At 37.6% G+C, this 15,248-nt stretch carries 15 protein-coding genes, 1 pseudogene and 1 riboswitch; of the genes and pseudogenes, 5 read left to right on the forward strand and 11 right to left on the reverse strand.

Features of this window, described 5'->3' with window-relative positions:
* Positions 1–190: 190 nt before the first annotated feature.
* From CHSO_RS24185 to CHSO_RS24235, 11 genes are all read right to left on the reverse strand, one after another.
* Positions 191–901 (reverse strand): HesA/MoeB/ThiF family protein, encoded by a 711-nt coding sequence (locus tag CHSO_RS24185; RefSeq protein ID WP_045503358.1) that lies wholly within the window; start codon positions 899–901, stop codon positions 191–193.
* Between the two features lie 9 nt (positions 902–910).
* The gene (gene thiH / locus CHSO_RS24190) at positions 911–2,029 is read right to left on the reverse strand and encodes a 2-iminoacetate synthase ThiH (RefSeq protein ID WP_045501383.1); all 1,119 of its coding nucleotides are present in this window, start codon (positions 2,027–2,029) and stop codon (positions 911–913) included.
* Positions 2,030–2,040: 11 nt separating this feature from the next.
* Positions 2,041–2,817, reverse strand: coding sequence for a thiazole synthase (locus CHSO_RS24195; protein WP_045501384.1), 777 nt, complete (start codon positions 2,815–2,817; stop codon positions 2,041–2,043).
* Between the two features lie 49 nt (positions 2,818–2,866).
* A complete protein-coding gene (locus CHSO_RS24200) occupies positions 2,867–3,484 on the reverse strand; it encodes a thiamine phosphate synthase (RefSeq protein ID WP_045501386.1) in 618 nt (205 codons plus the stop codon).
* 93 nt (positions 3,485–3,577) lie between these two features.
* A complete protein-coding gene (locus tag CHSO_RS24205; RefSeq protein ID WP_045501388.1) occupies positions 3,578–4,165 on the reverse strand; it encodes a thiamine phosphate synthase in 588 nt (195 codons plus the stop codon).
* Positions 4,162–5,973 (reverse strand): phosphomethylpyrimidine synthase ThiC, encoded by a 1,812-nt coding sequence (thiC, locus tag CHSO_RS24210; protein WP_045501392.1) that lies wholly within the window; start codon positions 5,971–5,973, stop codon positions 4,162–4,164. The genes CHSO_RS24205 and thiC overlap by 4 nt, the downstream gene beginning before the upstream one ends.
* Positions 5,974–5,997: 24 nt before the next feature.
* On the reverse strand, positions 5,998–6,204 hold the full coding sequence (thiS, locus tag CHSO_RS24215; RefSeq protein WP_045501395.1) for a sulfur carrier protein ThiS: 207 nt from the start codon (positions 6,202–6,204) through the stop codon (positions 5,998–6,000).
* 57 nt (positions 6,205–6,261) lie between these two features.
* Positions 6,262–6,357, reverse strand: a riboswitch (TPP riboswitch).
* An 82-nt stretch (positions 6,358–6,439) separates the two neighbouring features.
* Entirely contained in the window at positions 6,440–7,117 is a 678-nt protein-coding gene (locus tag CHSO_RS24220; protein WP_045501397.1) for an RluA family pseudouridine synthase, read from the reverse strand.
* 5 nt (positions 7,118–7,122) lie between these two features.
* On the reverse strand, positions 7,123–7,446 hold the full coding sequence (locus CHSO_RS24225) for a hypothetical protein (protein WP_045501399.1): 324 nt from the start codon (positions 7,444–7,446) through the stop codon (positions 7,123–7,125).
* 3 nt (positions 7,447–7,449) lie between these two features.
* On the reverse strand, positions 7,450–8,265 hold the full coding sequence (gene panB / locus CHSO_RS24230) for a 3-methyl-2-oxobutanoate hydroxymethyltransferase (RefSeq protein ID WP_045501401.1): 816 nt from the start codon (positions 8,263–8,265) through the stop codon (positions 7,450–7,452).
* A gap of 62 nt (positions 8,266–8,327) precedes the next feature.
* Positions 8,328–9,041, reverse strand: coding sequence for a Crp/Fnr family transcriptional regulator (locus tag CHSO_RS24235; RefSeq protein WP_045501403.1), 714 nt, complete (start codon positions 9,039–9,041; stop codon positions 8,328–8,330).
* Positions 9,042–9,130: 89 nt separating this feature from the next.
* On the opposite strand from CHSO_RS24235, the gene CHSO_RS24240 reads away from it, so the two are divergent.
* The 5 genes and pseudogenes from CHSO_RS24240 (at position 9,131) to CHSO_RS24260 (ending at position 15,215) form a co-directional block, all read left to right on the forward strand.
* Complete coding sequence (locus tag CHSO_RS24240; protein ID WP_045501405.1) at positions 9,131–11,509, forward strand: heavy metal translocating P-type ATPase; 2,379 nt, start codon at positions 9,131–9,133, stop codon at positions 11,507–11,509.
* A gap of 109 nt (positions 11,510–11,618) precedes the next feature.
* The gene (gene ccoS / locus CHSO_RS24245; protein WP_045501408.1) at positions 11,619–11,810 is read left to right on the forward strand and encodes a cbb3-type cytochrome oxidase assembly protein CcoS; all 192 of its coding nucleotides are present in this window, start codon (positions 11,619–11,621) and stop codon (positions 11,808–11,810) included.
* 31 nt (positions 11,811–11,841) lie between these two features.
* Positions 11,842–14,104, forward strand: a pseudogene (gene ccoN, locus CHSO_RS24250) (cytochrome-c oxidase, cbb3-type subunit I).
* An 18-nt stretch (positions 14,105–14,122) separates the two neighbouring features.
* Positions 14,123–14,323, forward strand: coding sequence for a cbb3-type cytochrome oxidase subunit 3 (locus CHSO_RS24255; protein WP_045501410.1), 201 nt, complete (start codon positions 14,123–14,125; stop codon positions 14,321–14,323).
* A gap of 10 nt (positions 14,324–14,333) precedes the next feature.
* Positions 14,334–15,215, forward strand: coding sequence for a cbb3-type cytochrome c oxidase N-terminal domain-containing protein (locus tag CHSO_RS24260; protein WP_045501413.1), 882 nt, complete (start codon positions 14,334–14,336; stop codon positions 15,213–15,215).
* Positions 15,216–15,248: the final 33 nt, after the last annotated feature.

The following is a 15,248-nucleotide window of genomic DNA, read 5'->3' on the forward strand; positions in this document are numbered from 1 at the left end:
TTAATAACCAAAAATGAGGCAGTGATAGATTACTGCCTCATTTTTATTTCTATTCATTTTATAATACTGAAGTTATATCTCATGCAGATTATTCGGATAGTACAGATTTTTTCTTTATCAAATAATAATATTCTTACACTAAGATCTGCGAAATCTGTGTGATTTGCGAGAAACAAAAATATAGTTCATTCTAGAAATCTAAGGTCTGAAATCTCCAATTCAGTGTATCAATCAAAGTTAACTGATTGATATTTACAGGAAGATCTGTAATTATTTTTAGGGTTTGAAGAGCCATCATACTTCCTACAATCCCTGGTAAAGCACCCAAAACTCCAAGACTATCACAATCCGGCAATTCTTCATCAAAAGGAGGTTCAGGAAAAATATCCCGTAGATTTTTGCTTCCGTGATGATTGAACACGGCTACCTGTCCGGAAAATCCTAAAATACTTCCATAAACCAATGTTTTATCCATTGCGACACAAGTATCATTCACCAGATATCTTGTTAGGAAATTGTCGGAGCCATCTACAATAATGTCATATTGAGAAAGTATTTCTGAGACATTGGCAGCACCAATCTTTTGTTCGATTCCTTTTACTTTTACCTGACGGTTAAGATTCTTCACAAACTTCTCAGCACTCCTGATCTTCAATGCTCCTACTTCATTTTCGGTATGAATAATCTGGCGGTTAAGATTATGAAGTTCCACCTGATCAAAATCTGCAATACCTATAGTTCCAACTCCTGCCGCTGCCAGATATTGAATCACCGGACTTCCAAGTCCGCCGGCTCCTATAACAAGAATTTTTGAAGCCATTATTTTCTTTTGCCCCTCTAATCCTATTTCATCCATAAAGATCTGGCGGCTGTATCTTTTAAAAAGATCTTCTTGTTGCATATTGAACATTTAAAATCCACTATAAACAGAATCCCAATCCTTCATCACCGGATCATATCCTGATTTTTTAATCATATCTTTAATTTCCTCCATGCTTCTTTCATCACTGGTTTCAAATTGTTTCAGAGATTCCTTGTCCACCGCATATCCACCAGGATTAGTTTTTGAACCTGCACTCATGGTAGTAGCACCCAATGCTACAATATGATTTCTGAAAGTTTCATTTTCTCTTGTGGAGATTGATACTTCGAGATCTTCATTCCAGATTCTGTAAGCACAGATCAGTTGCAGCAAGTCTTTATCTTCCATGATAAAATTAGGCTCAATAATTCCTTCTGCCGGTCTTAACCTTGGAAAAGACACTGAAAATTTACTTTTCCAATATTGCTTCTGTAAATAATCGATGTGAAGGGCGTTGAAAAAGCTGTCTACACGCCAATCTTCTAACCCAAGCAGCACTCCAAGTCCCATTTTATGAATTCCAGCCCGTCCAATTCTATCAGGTGTATCTAAGCGAAAATGGAAATTGGATTTTTTACCTTTCGGATGATATTCTTTATAGACCTCCTGATGATAGGTTTCCTGATATACCAACACTGAATGAACTCCCTCCTCATGAAGAAGCTTATACTCAGCCTCCTCTAAAGGCTGTACCTCAATAGAAATATTGGAAAAATGAGACTTCAGCAAACGAACTGCATTCTGAAAATAAGGAACACCTACAATTTTATTAGCTTCTCCACTTACCAAAAGAACATGGTTGACTCCCATTGACTTTAATACTGAAACTTCTATCATCAGTTCTGCATCAGTGAGTGTTTTTCTCCTAAGATTATTATCCAGACTGAATCCACAATATGTACAGATATTCTGACATTCATTACTCAAATACAAAGGCGCATACAGCTGAATGGTCTTCCCAAAACGCTTCTGGGTAAGAGTTCTTGTCATATTCGCCATGAGTTCCAATTCCTGTGAAGCTACTGGCGAAAGCAGGTTCAGAAAATCATCCAGTGTTCTCTTTCTTTTCTGGAGACTGTTCCGAACCTCGGAAATCGTTACTTTTTCAAGTCTGGTTTTTACTTCATCCCATTGATACTGTTCGAAAACCTCCTTAAAACTATTCATGATTCTTATTTTTATTCAAACAAAAACGAAGTTAACGGGCTTGATGCTTCTGCATGATTGGCTATAGCTCCCAAACCAGATTCAAAGGCTCTTCTTCCGGCAATAACGCCCTCTTTAAAAGCAACAGCCATATTCACCGGATTTCTGGCAACAGCAATAGCAGTATTAACCAAAACCGCATCTGCTCCCATTTCCATTGCTTTTGCAGCATCTGACGGTGCGCCAATTCCCGCATCTACAACAACAGGAACCTTACTTTGGCTAATGATAATTTCTAAGAAATCCAGTGTTCTCAAACCTTTGTTGGTTCCGATCGGCGCTCCTAAGGGCATTACCACAGCAGTTCCTGCATCTTCAAGCCGTTTGCATAAAACCGGATCAGCGTGAATATAAGGCATCACTACAAAACCTAATTTGGCCAATTCTTCAGTGGCATACAATGTTTCTATAGGATCTGGTAATAGATATTTAGGATCCGGATGAATTTCCAGTTTTACCCAGTTGGTTTCCAATGCTTCTCTGGCTAACTGTGCTGCCAACACTGCTTCTTTAGCTGTTCTTGCTCCTGAAGTATTGGGTAAAAGATGAACATTCGTTCCTTTTAATGAATCTAGTAAATCATCTTCGGCTGACTGAGCATCAATTCTCTTCAAAGCCATCGTAACCATATTGGATTCTGAGGCCACCACAGAGGCTGCCATATCTTCAAGGCTTCCGAATTTTCCTGTTCCTAAAAACAATCTGGATTCAAAAGTTCTGTCTGCTATTAATAATTTTTGATTATGCATATGTAATTATTTATTTTTTTGAAGGGCATTGTCCCAGTCTTGTCAAGGTTTAAAACATTGACAAGGCTTTAAACTCATTAATAATGGACGGCTGGTTAGTAATCTGCCCTGAAACTGCCACACCATAAATTCCGATCTGCTGTAAGGTCTGAATATCTTCAAGACTGACTCCTCCAATAGCAAAAATTTTAGGAATTTCCATTGATTTTTCATGAAGCTGATCTATTATTTTCTGATACCCTTCAAACCCAAGAATAGGACTAAGCTTTTCTTTTGTAGAAGTGAATCTTAATGGCCCCAACCCAATATAATTGCATGATTCATTCATTCTTTGAAGAACATCTGAAAGGGTATTTGCCGTTCCGCCAATGATCTTATTATCCCCTAAAATAATTCTTGCTTCTTCAATGGAACCATCATTTAATCCTAAGTGGACTCCATCAGCATCTATCGTCTTCGTTAGTTGAACATGATCATTGATGATGCAGATTGACTGATATTCTGAGCAAAGCTGCTTTGAAGTTTCACAAAGGTTTATTAATTCATTTTCAGGTGCATTTTTCCAACGGATCTGTACCCATTTGATCCCATTATCTAAGGCTTTGTGGATATTCTGTTCCTGTTCCTGCCTTGTACTTCCCTGTGAGATGTATTGTAATTTTTCCATATTAACTATGAATGTGTTCCCAATAAAGAGGGATTGCTTTTTAAAAATTGTTCGATATATAATATCCCTTTTCTGTAAGCAATTTCCAGGTTTTCACCTTTTGATAGCTCTCCTGCATTTTCTAAATACGCTTAAAGGTTCGTCACTCTCCCAAACTGCTCCTAATAAAGCCACACCATCTACCCCAAGATCAAAAACTTCCTGAATACGGTTGAAATAAATACCTCCTAAGGCGATCAGCTTTACATCCGGATTATTTCTTTGACTCAAGCTTTCCATAACTGTTGAATCAATTCCATATCCTTTTTTGGAAATACTTGGAAAGAATGGACTTATGAAAGCATATTCCCATTCTCTTTCCAGCGTATTATAGGTAGTAATTTCATGAACAGAGGTTGAAACTATATTTCCCTTCATAAAAGGTTTATATTTTCCTTCCTTTCGGTCTTCTTCTCTGAAGTGAAATCTTGAAATCCCATAATTTCCCCCAAGATCATAATGACTGTGCAGCACCAATTGCTTATAAAACCGTTCATCAATACTGTTGATAAAACAAGTCATTTCTTCCCGGCTGATCCATGGTTTTCTGATATGAAGCAGATCCAATCCATCGTGAAACATCTGATTGATGATCTTTGATTCGTTTGGAACTATCGTTTCAGGAGTGATGACGAGAATCATATATAAATTTCCTTTCCTTTTTCAATAAACTCCTGCGACTTATCAAACATTCCCTGTTCCGCAGATTCACGGATTTCCTGGGTAATCTTCATCGAGCAGAATTTTGGTCCGCACATAGAACAGAAGTGAGCGATTTTAGCTCCGTCAGCTGGAAGTGTCTCATCATGATAAGCTCTTGCCGTATCCGGATCTAATGAAAGATTGAACTGGTCTTCCCATCTGAATTCAAATCTTGCTTTACTTAACGCATTATCTCGGTATTGTGCTCCCGGATGTCCTTTTGCTAAATCTGCGGCATGGGCAGCTAATTTATAAGTAATTACTCCTACTTTCACATCGTCTTTGTTCGGAAGGCCTAGATGTTCTTTCGGGGTCACATAACAAAGCATGGCACATCCGAACCAACCGATCATAGCCGCTCCGATTCCTGATGTAATATGATCATAACCGGGTGCAATATCTGTGGTTAAAGGCCCCAAGGTATAGAAAGGTGCTTCGTCACATACTTCCAATTGTTTCTCCATGTTTTCTTTGATCATATGCATTGGAACATGCCCCGGACCTTCAATCATCACCTGTACATTGTGCTTCCATGCAATTTTTGTCAGTTCACCCAAGGTTTCCAGCTCTGCAAACTGAGCGGCATCATTGGCATCAGCAATAGAGCCCGGACGAAGACCATCTCCCAGAGAGAAAGCCACATCATACTTCTTCATGATCTCACAAATCTCCTCAAAATGAGTATATAAAAAGTTTTCTTTATGATGATAAAGACACCATTTTGCCATAATAGAGCCTCCTCTGGAAACAATTCCTGTTACTCTATTGGCTGTAAGGTGAATGTACCTTAGTAGAACTCCGGCATGAATAGTGAAATAAGATACTCCCTGTTCTGCCTGTTCAATCAAAGTATCTTTAAAAACCTCCCACGTTAAATCTTCCGGTACTCCTTTTACTTTTTCCAGCGCCTGATAAATTGGAACTGTACCAATGGGAACCGGGCTGTTTCTGATGATCCACTCTCTCGTTTCATGGATATTTTTTCCTGTGGAAAGGTCCATAATTGTATCGGCTCCCCATCGGCAAGCCCAAACAGCCTTTTCCACTTCTTCATCTATACTTGATGAAACAGCACTGTTCCCGATATTCGCATTGATTTTCACCAAGAAGTTTCGTCCGATAATCATCGGTTCACTTTCAGGGTGATTGATGTTATTCGGAATAATAGCCCTTCCTGCAGCAATTTCATCTCTTACAAACTCCGGAGTGATCTTGCTTTTCGGGGTATTGGCACCAAAACTGTTTCCAACATGCTGGCAGGCCATTTCTTTTGGGACCGACTGCAATTGTTCTATTCTTTGGTTTTCTCTGATAGCAATATATTCCATTTCAGGAGTAATGATGCCTTGTTTTGCATAATAAAGCTGAGTCAGCTCCTTTCCTTCCTGAGCAACTTTCGGTTTATGATCGTAGGAAAAACGTAATGCATCAAGTTTAGGATCTGCCAGCCGGGCTTTTCCATATTCTGAGGTGATTCCCTCCAGAATTACAACATCTTCTCTGTCCAGAATCCATTGTTCTCTTATCCTTGGAAGCCCCTTTTGAATATCGATTGTTGCATTTTCATCGGTATAAGGCCCCGATGTGTCATAGATTGTTACCGGAGCATTTTCTTCAAAATTTCCGTTTGTCAGCTTGGTAGGGCTAAGTTGTATTTCACGCATTGCTACATTGATAGGATGAATTTTTCCTTCAACATAGATTTTCTTTGAGTTCGGAAATGGCGAACATGTAATTGAATGAGCCATAGATATTGGTATTAAGTATGAGAATTATCCGCCCTGAGTGGCAGTAATGATTAAAATTGAATCCAGATTGTTAAGGGAGGTTTCCGCCCAGGCAGACAGCGGAATAATACGATTGTTGAGTGCTACGGCAATACCTTTCTTTTTCCCGGGCAGCTCCATAGCCAATAATGCTTCCAGATTATCGGGAAGTATATCAAATGTTTTTCGGGTGTGGTTGATTATAAGTTCCATTCCTAATGATTTAAATATACTTTAGGAATGGCTATTATTGTACAATAGAATGTACAGCAAAAGTCATCTACTTTTCCCTACGCTGGTATAATCCAGATCAGGTTCAAAGGGTAAAGTCTCAGTCTGTAAACACAGACACCCCTAAAGTGTGTGACGAAGGTAGTTATTTTTTGAGAATGGGCAAAATCAAATTTTATGAAAATAAAAATCCCGCTTATAGCAGGATTTTATTAATTTATTCTTCACAGGCTCTCCAAACAGCATCGTTTTGTGGAACAGGAGCTATAATTTCAATTTTTTCTTTAGTCACAGGATGAATGAATTCCAGTTTTCTGGCATGGAGATTAATTCCACCATCCGGATTGGAACGTGGAGAACCGTATTTTAAATCTCCTTTGATCGGAATCCCAGTTTTAGATAACTGAGCTCTGATTTGGTGATGTCTTCCGGTTTCAAGATCTATTTCAAGAAGCAGATAATTATCTAAAGTTTTGATAATATTATAAGTTAAAATAGCTTCCTTAGCGCCTTCTGTAGCTTTTGGAAAAACAATCGCCTTGTTGTTCTTTTCGTTTTTCTTTAAATAATGAACCAGCCTTTGACTTTGTGGAATTAATTCTTTCCCAACTACCGCCCAATAGGTCTTTTTAACCTCACGGTTTTTCACCATCTGAGTAAGACGGGAAAGTGCTTTTGAGGTTTTAGCATAAATAACCAGCCCTGAAGTGGGACGGTCTATACGATGAACCAAGCCGAGAAAAACATTTCCCGGCTTAGCATCTCTTATTTTTATAAAATTTTTAATAGATTCCAATAGTGATTCATCACCGGTCTTATCGCCCTGTACAAGCTGACCGACTTTTTTATTCACTACCAGAAGATGGTTGTCTTCATATACAATCTGCTCCTTCATTCAGTCTATCTGTTTCTGTTTCTATTTGACATTGAAAGAATAATCCCCGCCAAAAGACCAATTGTTTTAAGTCCTGAAATCATTGAACTATCCGGCAATAAAGCTCCGACCACACAAACTCCTGCGGCTGCATACATCGCATACATAAAGTTTTTATTAGTCAGCATAGGTGCCTGAATAAAGAAGCTTGCTCCTATCAGAACATAGAAGACTTTTCTTGAAAGTAAATGATTGATCTCAGGTGAAAATAAATTGAACCAGCCTATAGCAAGACAGATTAATGCAGCAATAGATAGTATTCCCTGGATAGATTGTTGTTGATTTTGCATGAATTAATAACTTTCGTTTTGGTTAGGGAAGTCAACATTTTTTACATCTTTTACATATTGAGAAACTGCACCTGTGATTTCTGTGTAAAGATCAAGGTATCTTCTCAGGAACTTCGGACTGAAACCTTTGTTCATTCCTACCATATCGTGGTACACCAAAACCTGACCATCACAATCTGCTCCTGCTCCAATTCCGATGGTAGGAATAGAAATACTCTCAGTAACTTTTTTAGCTAATTCGGCAGGAATTTTTTCCAACACTACAGAGAAACATCCTAATTCTTCTAAAAGTTGCGCATCAGCAATCAGTTTTTCAGCTTCTGCCTCTTCTTTTGCTCTTACTTTATAAGTTCCGAATTTATAAATCGACTGTGGCGTTAATCCCAAGTGCCCCATTACAGGAATCCCAGCATTGATGATTTTTTTAATAGATTTCGAAATCTCTTTTCCCCCTTCAATTTTCACAGCATGAGCACCTCCTTCTTTCATCATTCTTACTGCAGACTCTAATGCTTTTTCAGGATTACTCTGATACGTTCCGAATGGCAAATCTGCCACCACTAAAGCTCTGTCAGTTCCTCTTACCACGCTTTGAGCATGATAGATCATTTGGTCTAATGTAATAGGTAATGTCGTTTCAAAACCTGCCATTACATTGGCTGCAGAGTCGCCAATCAAAATAGCATCTACTCCACCGGCATCTACCATCTTTGCCGTGGTAAAATCATAAGCAGTAAGCATTGTTATTTTTTCCTTGTCGAATTTCATTTTACGCAAGGTTTCAGTCGTAACTTTTTTAATTTCAGAGTGAACAGACATAATTTATCTATTTTTTAAAAGTTAAAAAGTCGGCCTGTAGCCGACTTAAGTTTTTATGATTTTTATAAAACTACGTGACCGAGTTTCATGAGTTTATCGTGATTTAGAATCTTGATGTTTCGCCCGTCAACTTCTATCAGGTTATCCTGTTTGAATTCTGAGATCAGACGGATGGCACTTTCAGTAGCAGTACCAATGATGTTGGCAATTTCTTCCCTGGTTAAGGAGATTTTGATGAAGCCTTCCGGATCTACCCCTAATTTTTGTTCCAAAAGCAGCAATATTTCAGCCAGCCTTTCTCTTACCGTTTTCTGGGCAAGGAACGTTATGGTATTGGATGATTCTCCTAATTCGTAAGAAATTTTTTGAAGCATTACAAAAGACAACTGTGGATCTACCTCCAGAAGATACATAAAGATATCTGCTGGTAAGAAAACACATTCAATGTCTGTCATAGCTTCTGCTTTGGCTTGGAAGTTTTCCCCGCAAAGCAAAGAACGATAGCCGATGATATCCCCTTCTTTGATAAATCTTAAAATCTGATCTTTCCCAAATGCTCCCGATTTTGATAATTTAGCGGCTCCTTTTTCAAGTACGAACACACCTTTTGGTGTTTCCCCATCTTCGAAAATAGTATCGTGTTTCTGAAAACTCAATCTTTTTTTACCGTTAATATATTTTTCAAAATCTGCGCTAGAAAGTCTTTCCTTAAATGATTTATCATTAAAAACTCTGGCGAACCTCTCTTCAATTGCTATCTGTTGTTCCTGCGGCATTTTATATGATATTTATCACAAAAATAGAACTTTTTAACTCGATAAACAAAAAAAATTGTTATAATTTTGTAGTTCAATAATTTAGGGAGGTGAGCGAGAACTGTTTTCATTGTGGCCAAGGGATAGAAAAAGAGAGAATTTTGTTTGATGAAAAGACTTTCTGCTGCAATGGCTGTAAGTCTGTTTATGAAATTCTGAATATAAATAATTTAAGTAATTTCTATGAGCTTAATAAAGGGGCAGGAATTCGTCCAAGTGATGAAAGTTCTACCCAGTTCGATTATTTAGATACTCCGGAAATTTTTGAAAAAGTCACCGACTTTTCTGAGGGAAATACCAGCCTTGTTACCTTTAAGATCCCTGTAATTCACTGTTCTTCATGTATCTGGCTATTAGAAAGTCTTCATACCCTTAATCCTTATATCAAGTACTCTCAGGTTAATTTTACAAGAAAGACTTTACAGATCTCATTCAACCACAACGACCTGAAATTAAGTGAACTAGCTAATTTTTTAACGAATTTAGGATACAAACCTGTTATCAGCCTTGAAACCGCTGAAAAAAATGTAGATCATCTTGATAAATCTCTTCTTGTAAAATTTGCGATTGCAGGTTTTGCTTTCGGAAACGGAATGTTTTTAGCATTCCCGGAATATGTAGGAGGTGAAGATTATTGGATGGAGCATTATAAAGGTCTTTTCAGGGTTCTGATGTTCTTATTAGCATGTCCGGTTGTTTTTTATTCTGCTTCCGACTATTATAAATCTGCCTGGTATGGATTAAAAAATAAAATCGTCAATATTGATGTTCCTATTGTATTAGGAATATTTGTTCTATTCGGAAGAAGTGTTTACGAAGTAGCAACAGATTACGGTCCGGGATATTTTGATACGCTTTGCGGGCTTCTGTTCTTCATGTTAATGGGTAAACTATTCCAGAAAAGAACATACAGTGCTCTTTCTTATGACAGAGATTACAAATCGTTCTACCCTATTGCTGTAACGAAGGTTGACTTCGAAGGAAAACAGGAAAACATCCTTCTTTCCGAGGTAAAAGTTGGTGACAGAATTTTAGTTAGAAATCAGGAAATCATTCCGGTAGACGCAATCCTTATCAATGGAGAAGGAAACATCGACAATAGCTTTATTACCGGAGAAAGTGAAAGCATCAGCAAACAACCCGGAGACAAAATTTTTGCCGGAGGAAAGCAGGTAGGATCATCTTTAGAGCTTGAAGTTATTAAAGATGTAGACCAAAGTTACCTTACTCAACTTTGGAATAAAGAAGCCTTCAAAAAACACGAAACAGGTCTTGATACCCTGACCAACAACATCAGTAAATATTTTACATTCATTATTTTAGGCATTGCGCTTATTTCAGGAATTTACTGGGCATTCATCGATTTAGAAAAAATGTTCCAAGTAATTTCAGCGATTCTGATTATCGCTTGCCCTTGCGCTCTTGCATTGTCCGCACCTTTCACTTTCGGACACATTATGAGGATTTTAGGTCGAAATAAGTTTTACGTAAAAGATACTCTAACGATTGAAAAAATTGCAAAATTAGACACGATTGTTTTTGATAAAACCGGAACTATTACCCACAGAAAAAAATCAAATATCAAGTATCAGGGTTCCGAGATCAATGAATTCGATCAACTGAATATCAAAACCTTATTAAAAAATTCCAATCATCCCCTGTCTAAGTCTCTTTATGAGTATATAGAGTTTAATGACAATTATTTCCCGGTGGAAGACTTTCAGGAAATTTCAGGGAAAGGATATGTAGCCAACGTAAGAGGAAACGTTTACAAAATTGGTTCTGCCCGTTATAACAATCAGGAGCCTAAAAATCTTGAAACCGCTGTTTACATCAGCAAAAATGGCGAATTTTTAGGAAAATTCATCTTTAAGAATGAGTACAGGCCTAAACTTAGAGACTTATTTAATAAACTCACCAACTACAAAATATTTATTTTGAGTGGAGATAATTCCTCAGAAGAAAACCAGCTTAAAGAACTTATTCCAAACTATAAAGGAATGGCCTTCAACCAAAGCCCGGAAGACAAGCTGAACTACATCAAAAAACTTCAGGATCAGCACATGAAAGTGGCTATGCTTGGGGACGGACTGAATGATGCAGGAGCGTTAAAACAGAGTAATGTAGGAATTGCTATTGCAGATGACACCAACAGTTTTACTCCATCTTCTGACGTTATCATGAACGGGGATAAAGTAGTTACTTTAGACAACTATCTGAACGTCTGCAAAGGCTCTATCACCATTGTGAAAATGACATTTATAATCAGTTTTCTTTATAATATCGTCGGGTTAAGTTACGCAGTTACAGGACACATGCATCCGCTTTTCGCGGCTATCATCATGCCAGTAAGCTCCATCACAGTAGTTACATTTACTACAGTTTCAACTTGGATACTGGGTCGAAAATACTTCAAAAAACGGGCTTAAATCCTCTTATTTAGACTGATTTTAAATTAGCTGAAATCGGCATTTCGTGATGAATGTCATTATTTTTCACTAAATTTGAACCCCGAAAATAGGTTAATTTTGTTGTCCAATGGATATTCTATATTTAATGATCGTCTGCAGTGTTTCTTTAGCTGCGATCTTCCTGGTCGTATTTATAGTGTATGCCAAAAAAGGGCAGTTTGAAGATGATGAATCTCCGGCTGTTAGAATTCTTTTCGATGATGAAGTCAAAGAAAAAAATGAAACTGGCAACAAGGATAAAGACGAAAAAGAAAAATAATAAAAATTGAGAAAAATAGTGAATAGTTGATATGGAAACACAAAAGTTTAGTTATGACAATAGTATTGTCCGTGCGTTCCTCTATGCAACCATTATCTTTGGTTTCATAGGATTTACGTTCGGGCTTACGGCGGCATTAATGCTTTTCTACCCTGAATTACCTGAATTCTTATTCGGTACAGATGATACAACCATTAAAAGTTTAGCATCGGGTAATATTCAAGGGTTAATAAACACTCATGGAGCCTTTGGTTTTGGTAGAATCAGGATGTTGCACACCAATACCGTGATCTTTGCGTTCGTGTGTAATATTGTTTATGTAGGAGTATACTACTCTACGCAAAGATTATTGAAGACAAGAATGTACAGCGATACATTATCTTGGATTCACTTCTGGACATGGCAGTTTATGATCGTTGCTACGTTCATTACGTTCTTTATGGGTATTAATACTTCTAAGGAATATGCTGAACATGAGTGGCCGATCGATATTTTGATTGCATTCTCATGGATCATTTTTGGAGCAAACATGATTCTCACTATTTCAAAGAGAAGAGTAAGACACCTTTATGTTGCTATTTGGTTCTATCTTGGGACTTGGGTAGCCGTAGCAATGCTTCACATATTCAACAACCTTGAAGTTCCATTATCTTTCTCTGGCTGGAAGTCTTATTCTGCATATGCAGGAGCAAAAGATGCCATCGTACAATGGTGGTATGGTCACAATGCGGTAGCATTCATATTGACAACTCCGGTTCTAGGTTTAATGTATTACTTCTTACCAAAAGCAGCAGACAGACCTGTATTTTCTTATAAACTGTCTATTATTCACTTTTGGTCACTAATCTTCGTATATATCTGGGCTGGTCCTCACCACCTTCAGTATACCGCTCTTCCAGCATGGGCACAGGCAGTAGGAACTGGTTTCTCTATCATGCTTATCGCACCATCTTGGGGAGGAATGTTAAATGGTCTTCTTACCTTAAGAGGAGCTTGGGATAAAGTAAGAGAAAATCCTATCCTTAAATTCTTCGTAGTAGCTGTTACCTGTTATGGGATGGCAACATTTGAAGGACCGCTTTTAGCAACTAAAAACATCAACAAAATTGGTCACTTTACAGACTGGGTTATCGGTCACGTACACTTAGGAGCTCTTGGATGGAATGGTTTCATGGCATTCGGAGTTATCTATTATTTGGTACCCATTATGTGGAGAACAAAAATTTGGTCTGTAAAATTAGCTAACTGGCACTTCTGGTTAGGAACATTAGGAATCATTTTCTATGCAGTACCAATGTATATTTCAGGATTCACACAAGGATTAATGTGGAAACAATTCAACCCAGACGGAACATTATTATGGAAAAACTGGTTGGATACAGTAACTGCAATTATTCCTTACTTTAAAATGAGATTCTTAGGAGGGCTATTCTATATTTCAGGAGCTATCCTAATGATCGTTAACGTAATTGCTACTGTAAGAAAAGGATCATTCCAGAAAGAAGTTCCTGCTGAAGCACCTGCATTAGCAAATATCGGAAACAAACGTAAAGAAGGAGAAGGATTCCACCTTTGGTTAGAAAGAATGCCAATGCTTTTAACAGTATTATCATTATTTACTATTTCCATCGGAAGTATGATAGAAATCATTCCTACTTTATCGCTTAAGAAAAGTGTTCCTACCATTTCAGCAGTGAAGCCTTATTCTCCGCTTGAACTTGAAGGTAGAGATATTTATATTCGTGAAGGATGTAACGCTTGTCACTCTCAGATGATCAGACCGTTCAGAGATGAGATTACAAGATTTAACGGTAAAAACGGACAGTACTCTAAAGCAGGGGAATTCGTATATGACAGACCATTCCTTTGGGGATCTAAGAGAACAGGACCGGATTTACATAGAGAAGGTGGTAAAAACCCAAGTTCTTGGCACTACAAGCATATGTATAACCCAAGATCTACATCGGCAGGTTCTATTATGCCTCGTTACCCTTGGTTAATTGCTACTAACTTAGACAGATCTAAAATGGTAGATAAGATGAAGCTTATGAAGAATACATTTGATGTACCTTATACAAAGGCTGAAATCGATTCTGCAGATAAGTGGGCAAACAACCAATCGGCTAAAAATTGTAAAAGATATCTTCTCTGAAGCAAATGACTTGAAAGAGGCTTATGCTAAGAAACCTCAGGGAGAATTAGAGAAAAAAGAAATTGTAGCTCTTATTTCTTACCTACAGAGATTAGGAACAGATATTAAAACAACTGAAATTAAAACAGCAAGTAATAACTAAAAACATTAAAAGGTTAGTATGATTCCTCAGAACTTTAAAGATATATTATCCAATACAGAAAATGCTGGCTTCTACCAGACCCTGGCTCTGATTTTCTTTATGCTGTTCTTCGTAGCTCTGGTAATCTATGTTTTTAGCAAGCCTAAGAAATATTACAAAGAGGAAGAAGAGGCTCCCCTTGGAGAGGATGAAGACGACGATTTTAATTTAAAAAATTAAACTATTTTTTATGAAACAAAGAACACCTGTTGTTGTAAACATCTTGATAATAATCGGACTTTTAATAGTTTTTTATTATTTGTTTGTGCAGAGCTACGCGTTCCTAGCTTCGCCTTACTTCTGGGGAACTGTTGTTATTGGTAGTATCCTTGCCTTTATCCACAGTGCTATTGGAGACTTGATTGAAAACAACAAATTCAAAAAATTATCTCCGGAAGAGAAAGCGGCTTATTTAGCTGAAAAGAAAATTCCTTTCTTCAAAAGAATGTATGCAGCTGCCTTTAAAAAGCAATCTGATACAGAAGAAAAAGATATCCTTATTGACCATGGATTCGATGGAATTATGGAGTTGGATAACCAATTACCAAAATGGTGGGTAGGTTTATTCTACTTTGGGACTGCTTTTTGTATTGTATATATTGCAGCCTATTCATTTACAGATTTCGCTCACCCGTTAAGCGAGTATGAAAAAGAATATAAAGAGCAATTGGCAAGCATTGCAGCTTATGAAGCAAGCCAGCCGCCTGTAACAATTGAAACTGCTAAATATTCAGCAGATAACATTGCAGAAGGTAAAGAATTATTCAAAACAAACTGTGCATCTTGTCACAAAGAAGATGGTAGCGGAGGTATCGGTCCGAACTTAACGGATAACCACTGGATCAACCAACCTGAGAAGACGTTATTCAAAAACGTATTCCATATGGACTGGAATGGTTCTCCTACTAACCCTGCGATGAGAGCATTCGGTAAAAACGGAGAAGTTTCTGGAGCTGAAATTGAAAAGATTGCAGCCTATGTATATCACATCAACCAGGAATTACCACCAGTAACTCCGGCTCAAGGAGGAGCTGCTCCTCAAGGAACTGAAGCACACTGGGAAAAAGAATAATCTAAAAAATTAGAAACATATGAAAAAAACATA

It is taken from the genome of Chryseobacterium sp. StRB126 (assembly GCF_000829375.1).
In the GTDB taxonomy this organism is placed as follows: domain Bacteria; phylum Bacteroidota; class Bacteroidia; order Flavobacteriales; family Weeksellaceae; genus Chryseobacterium.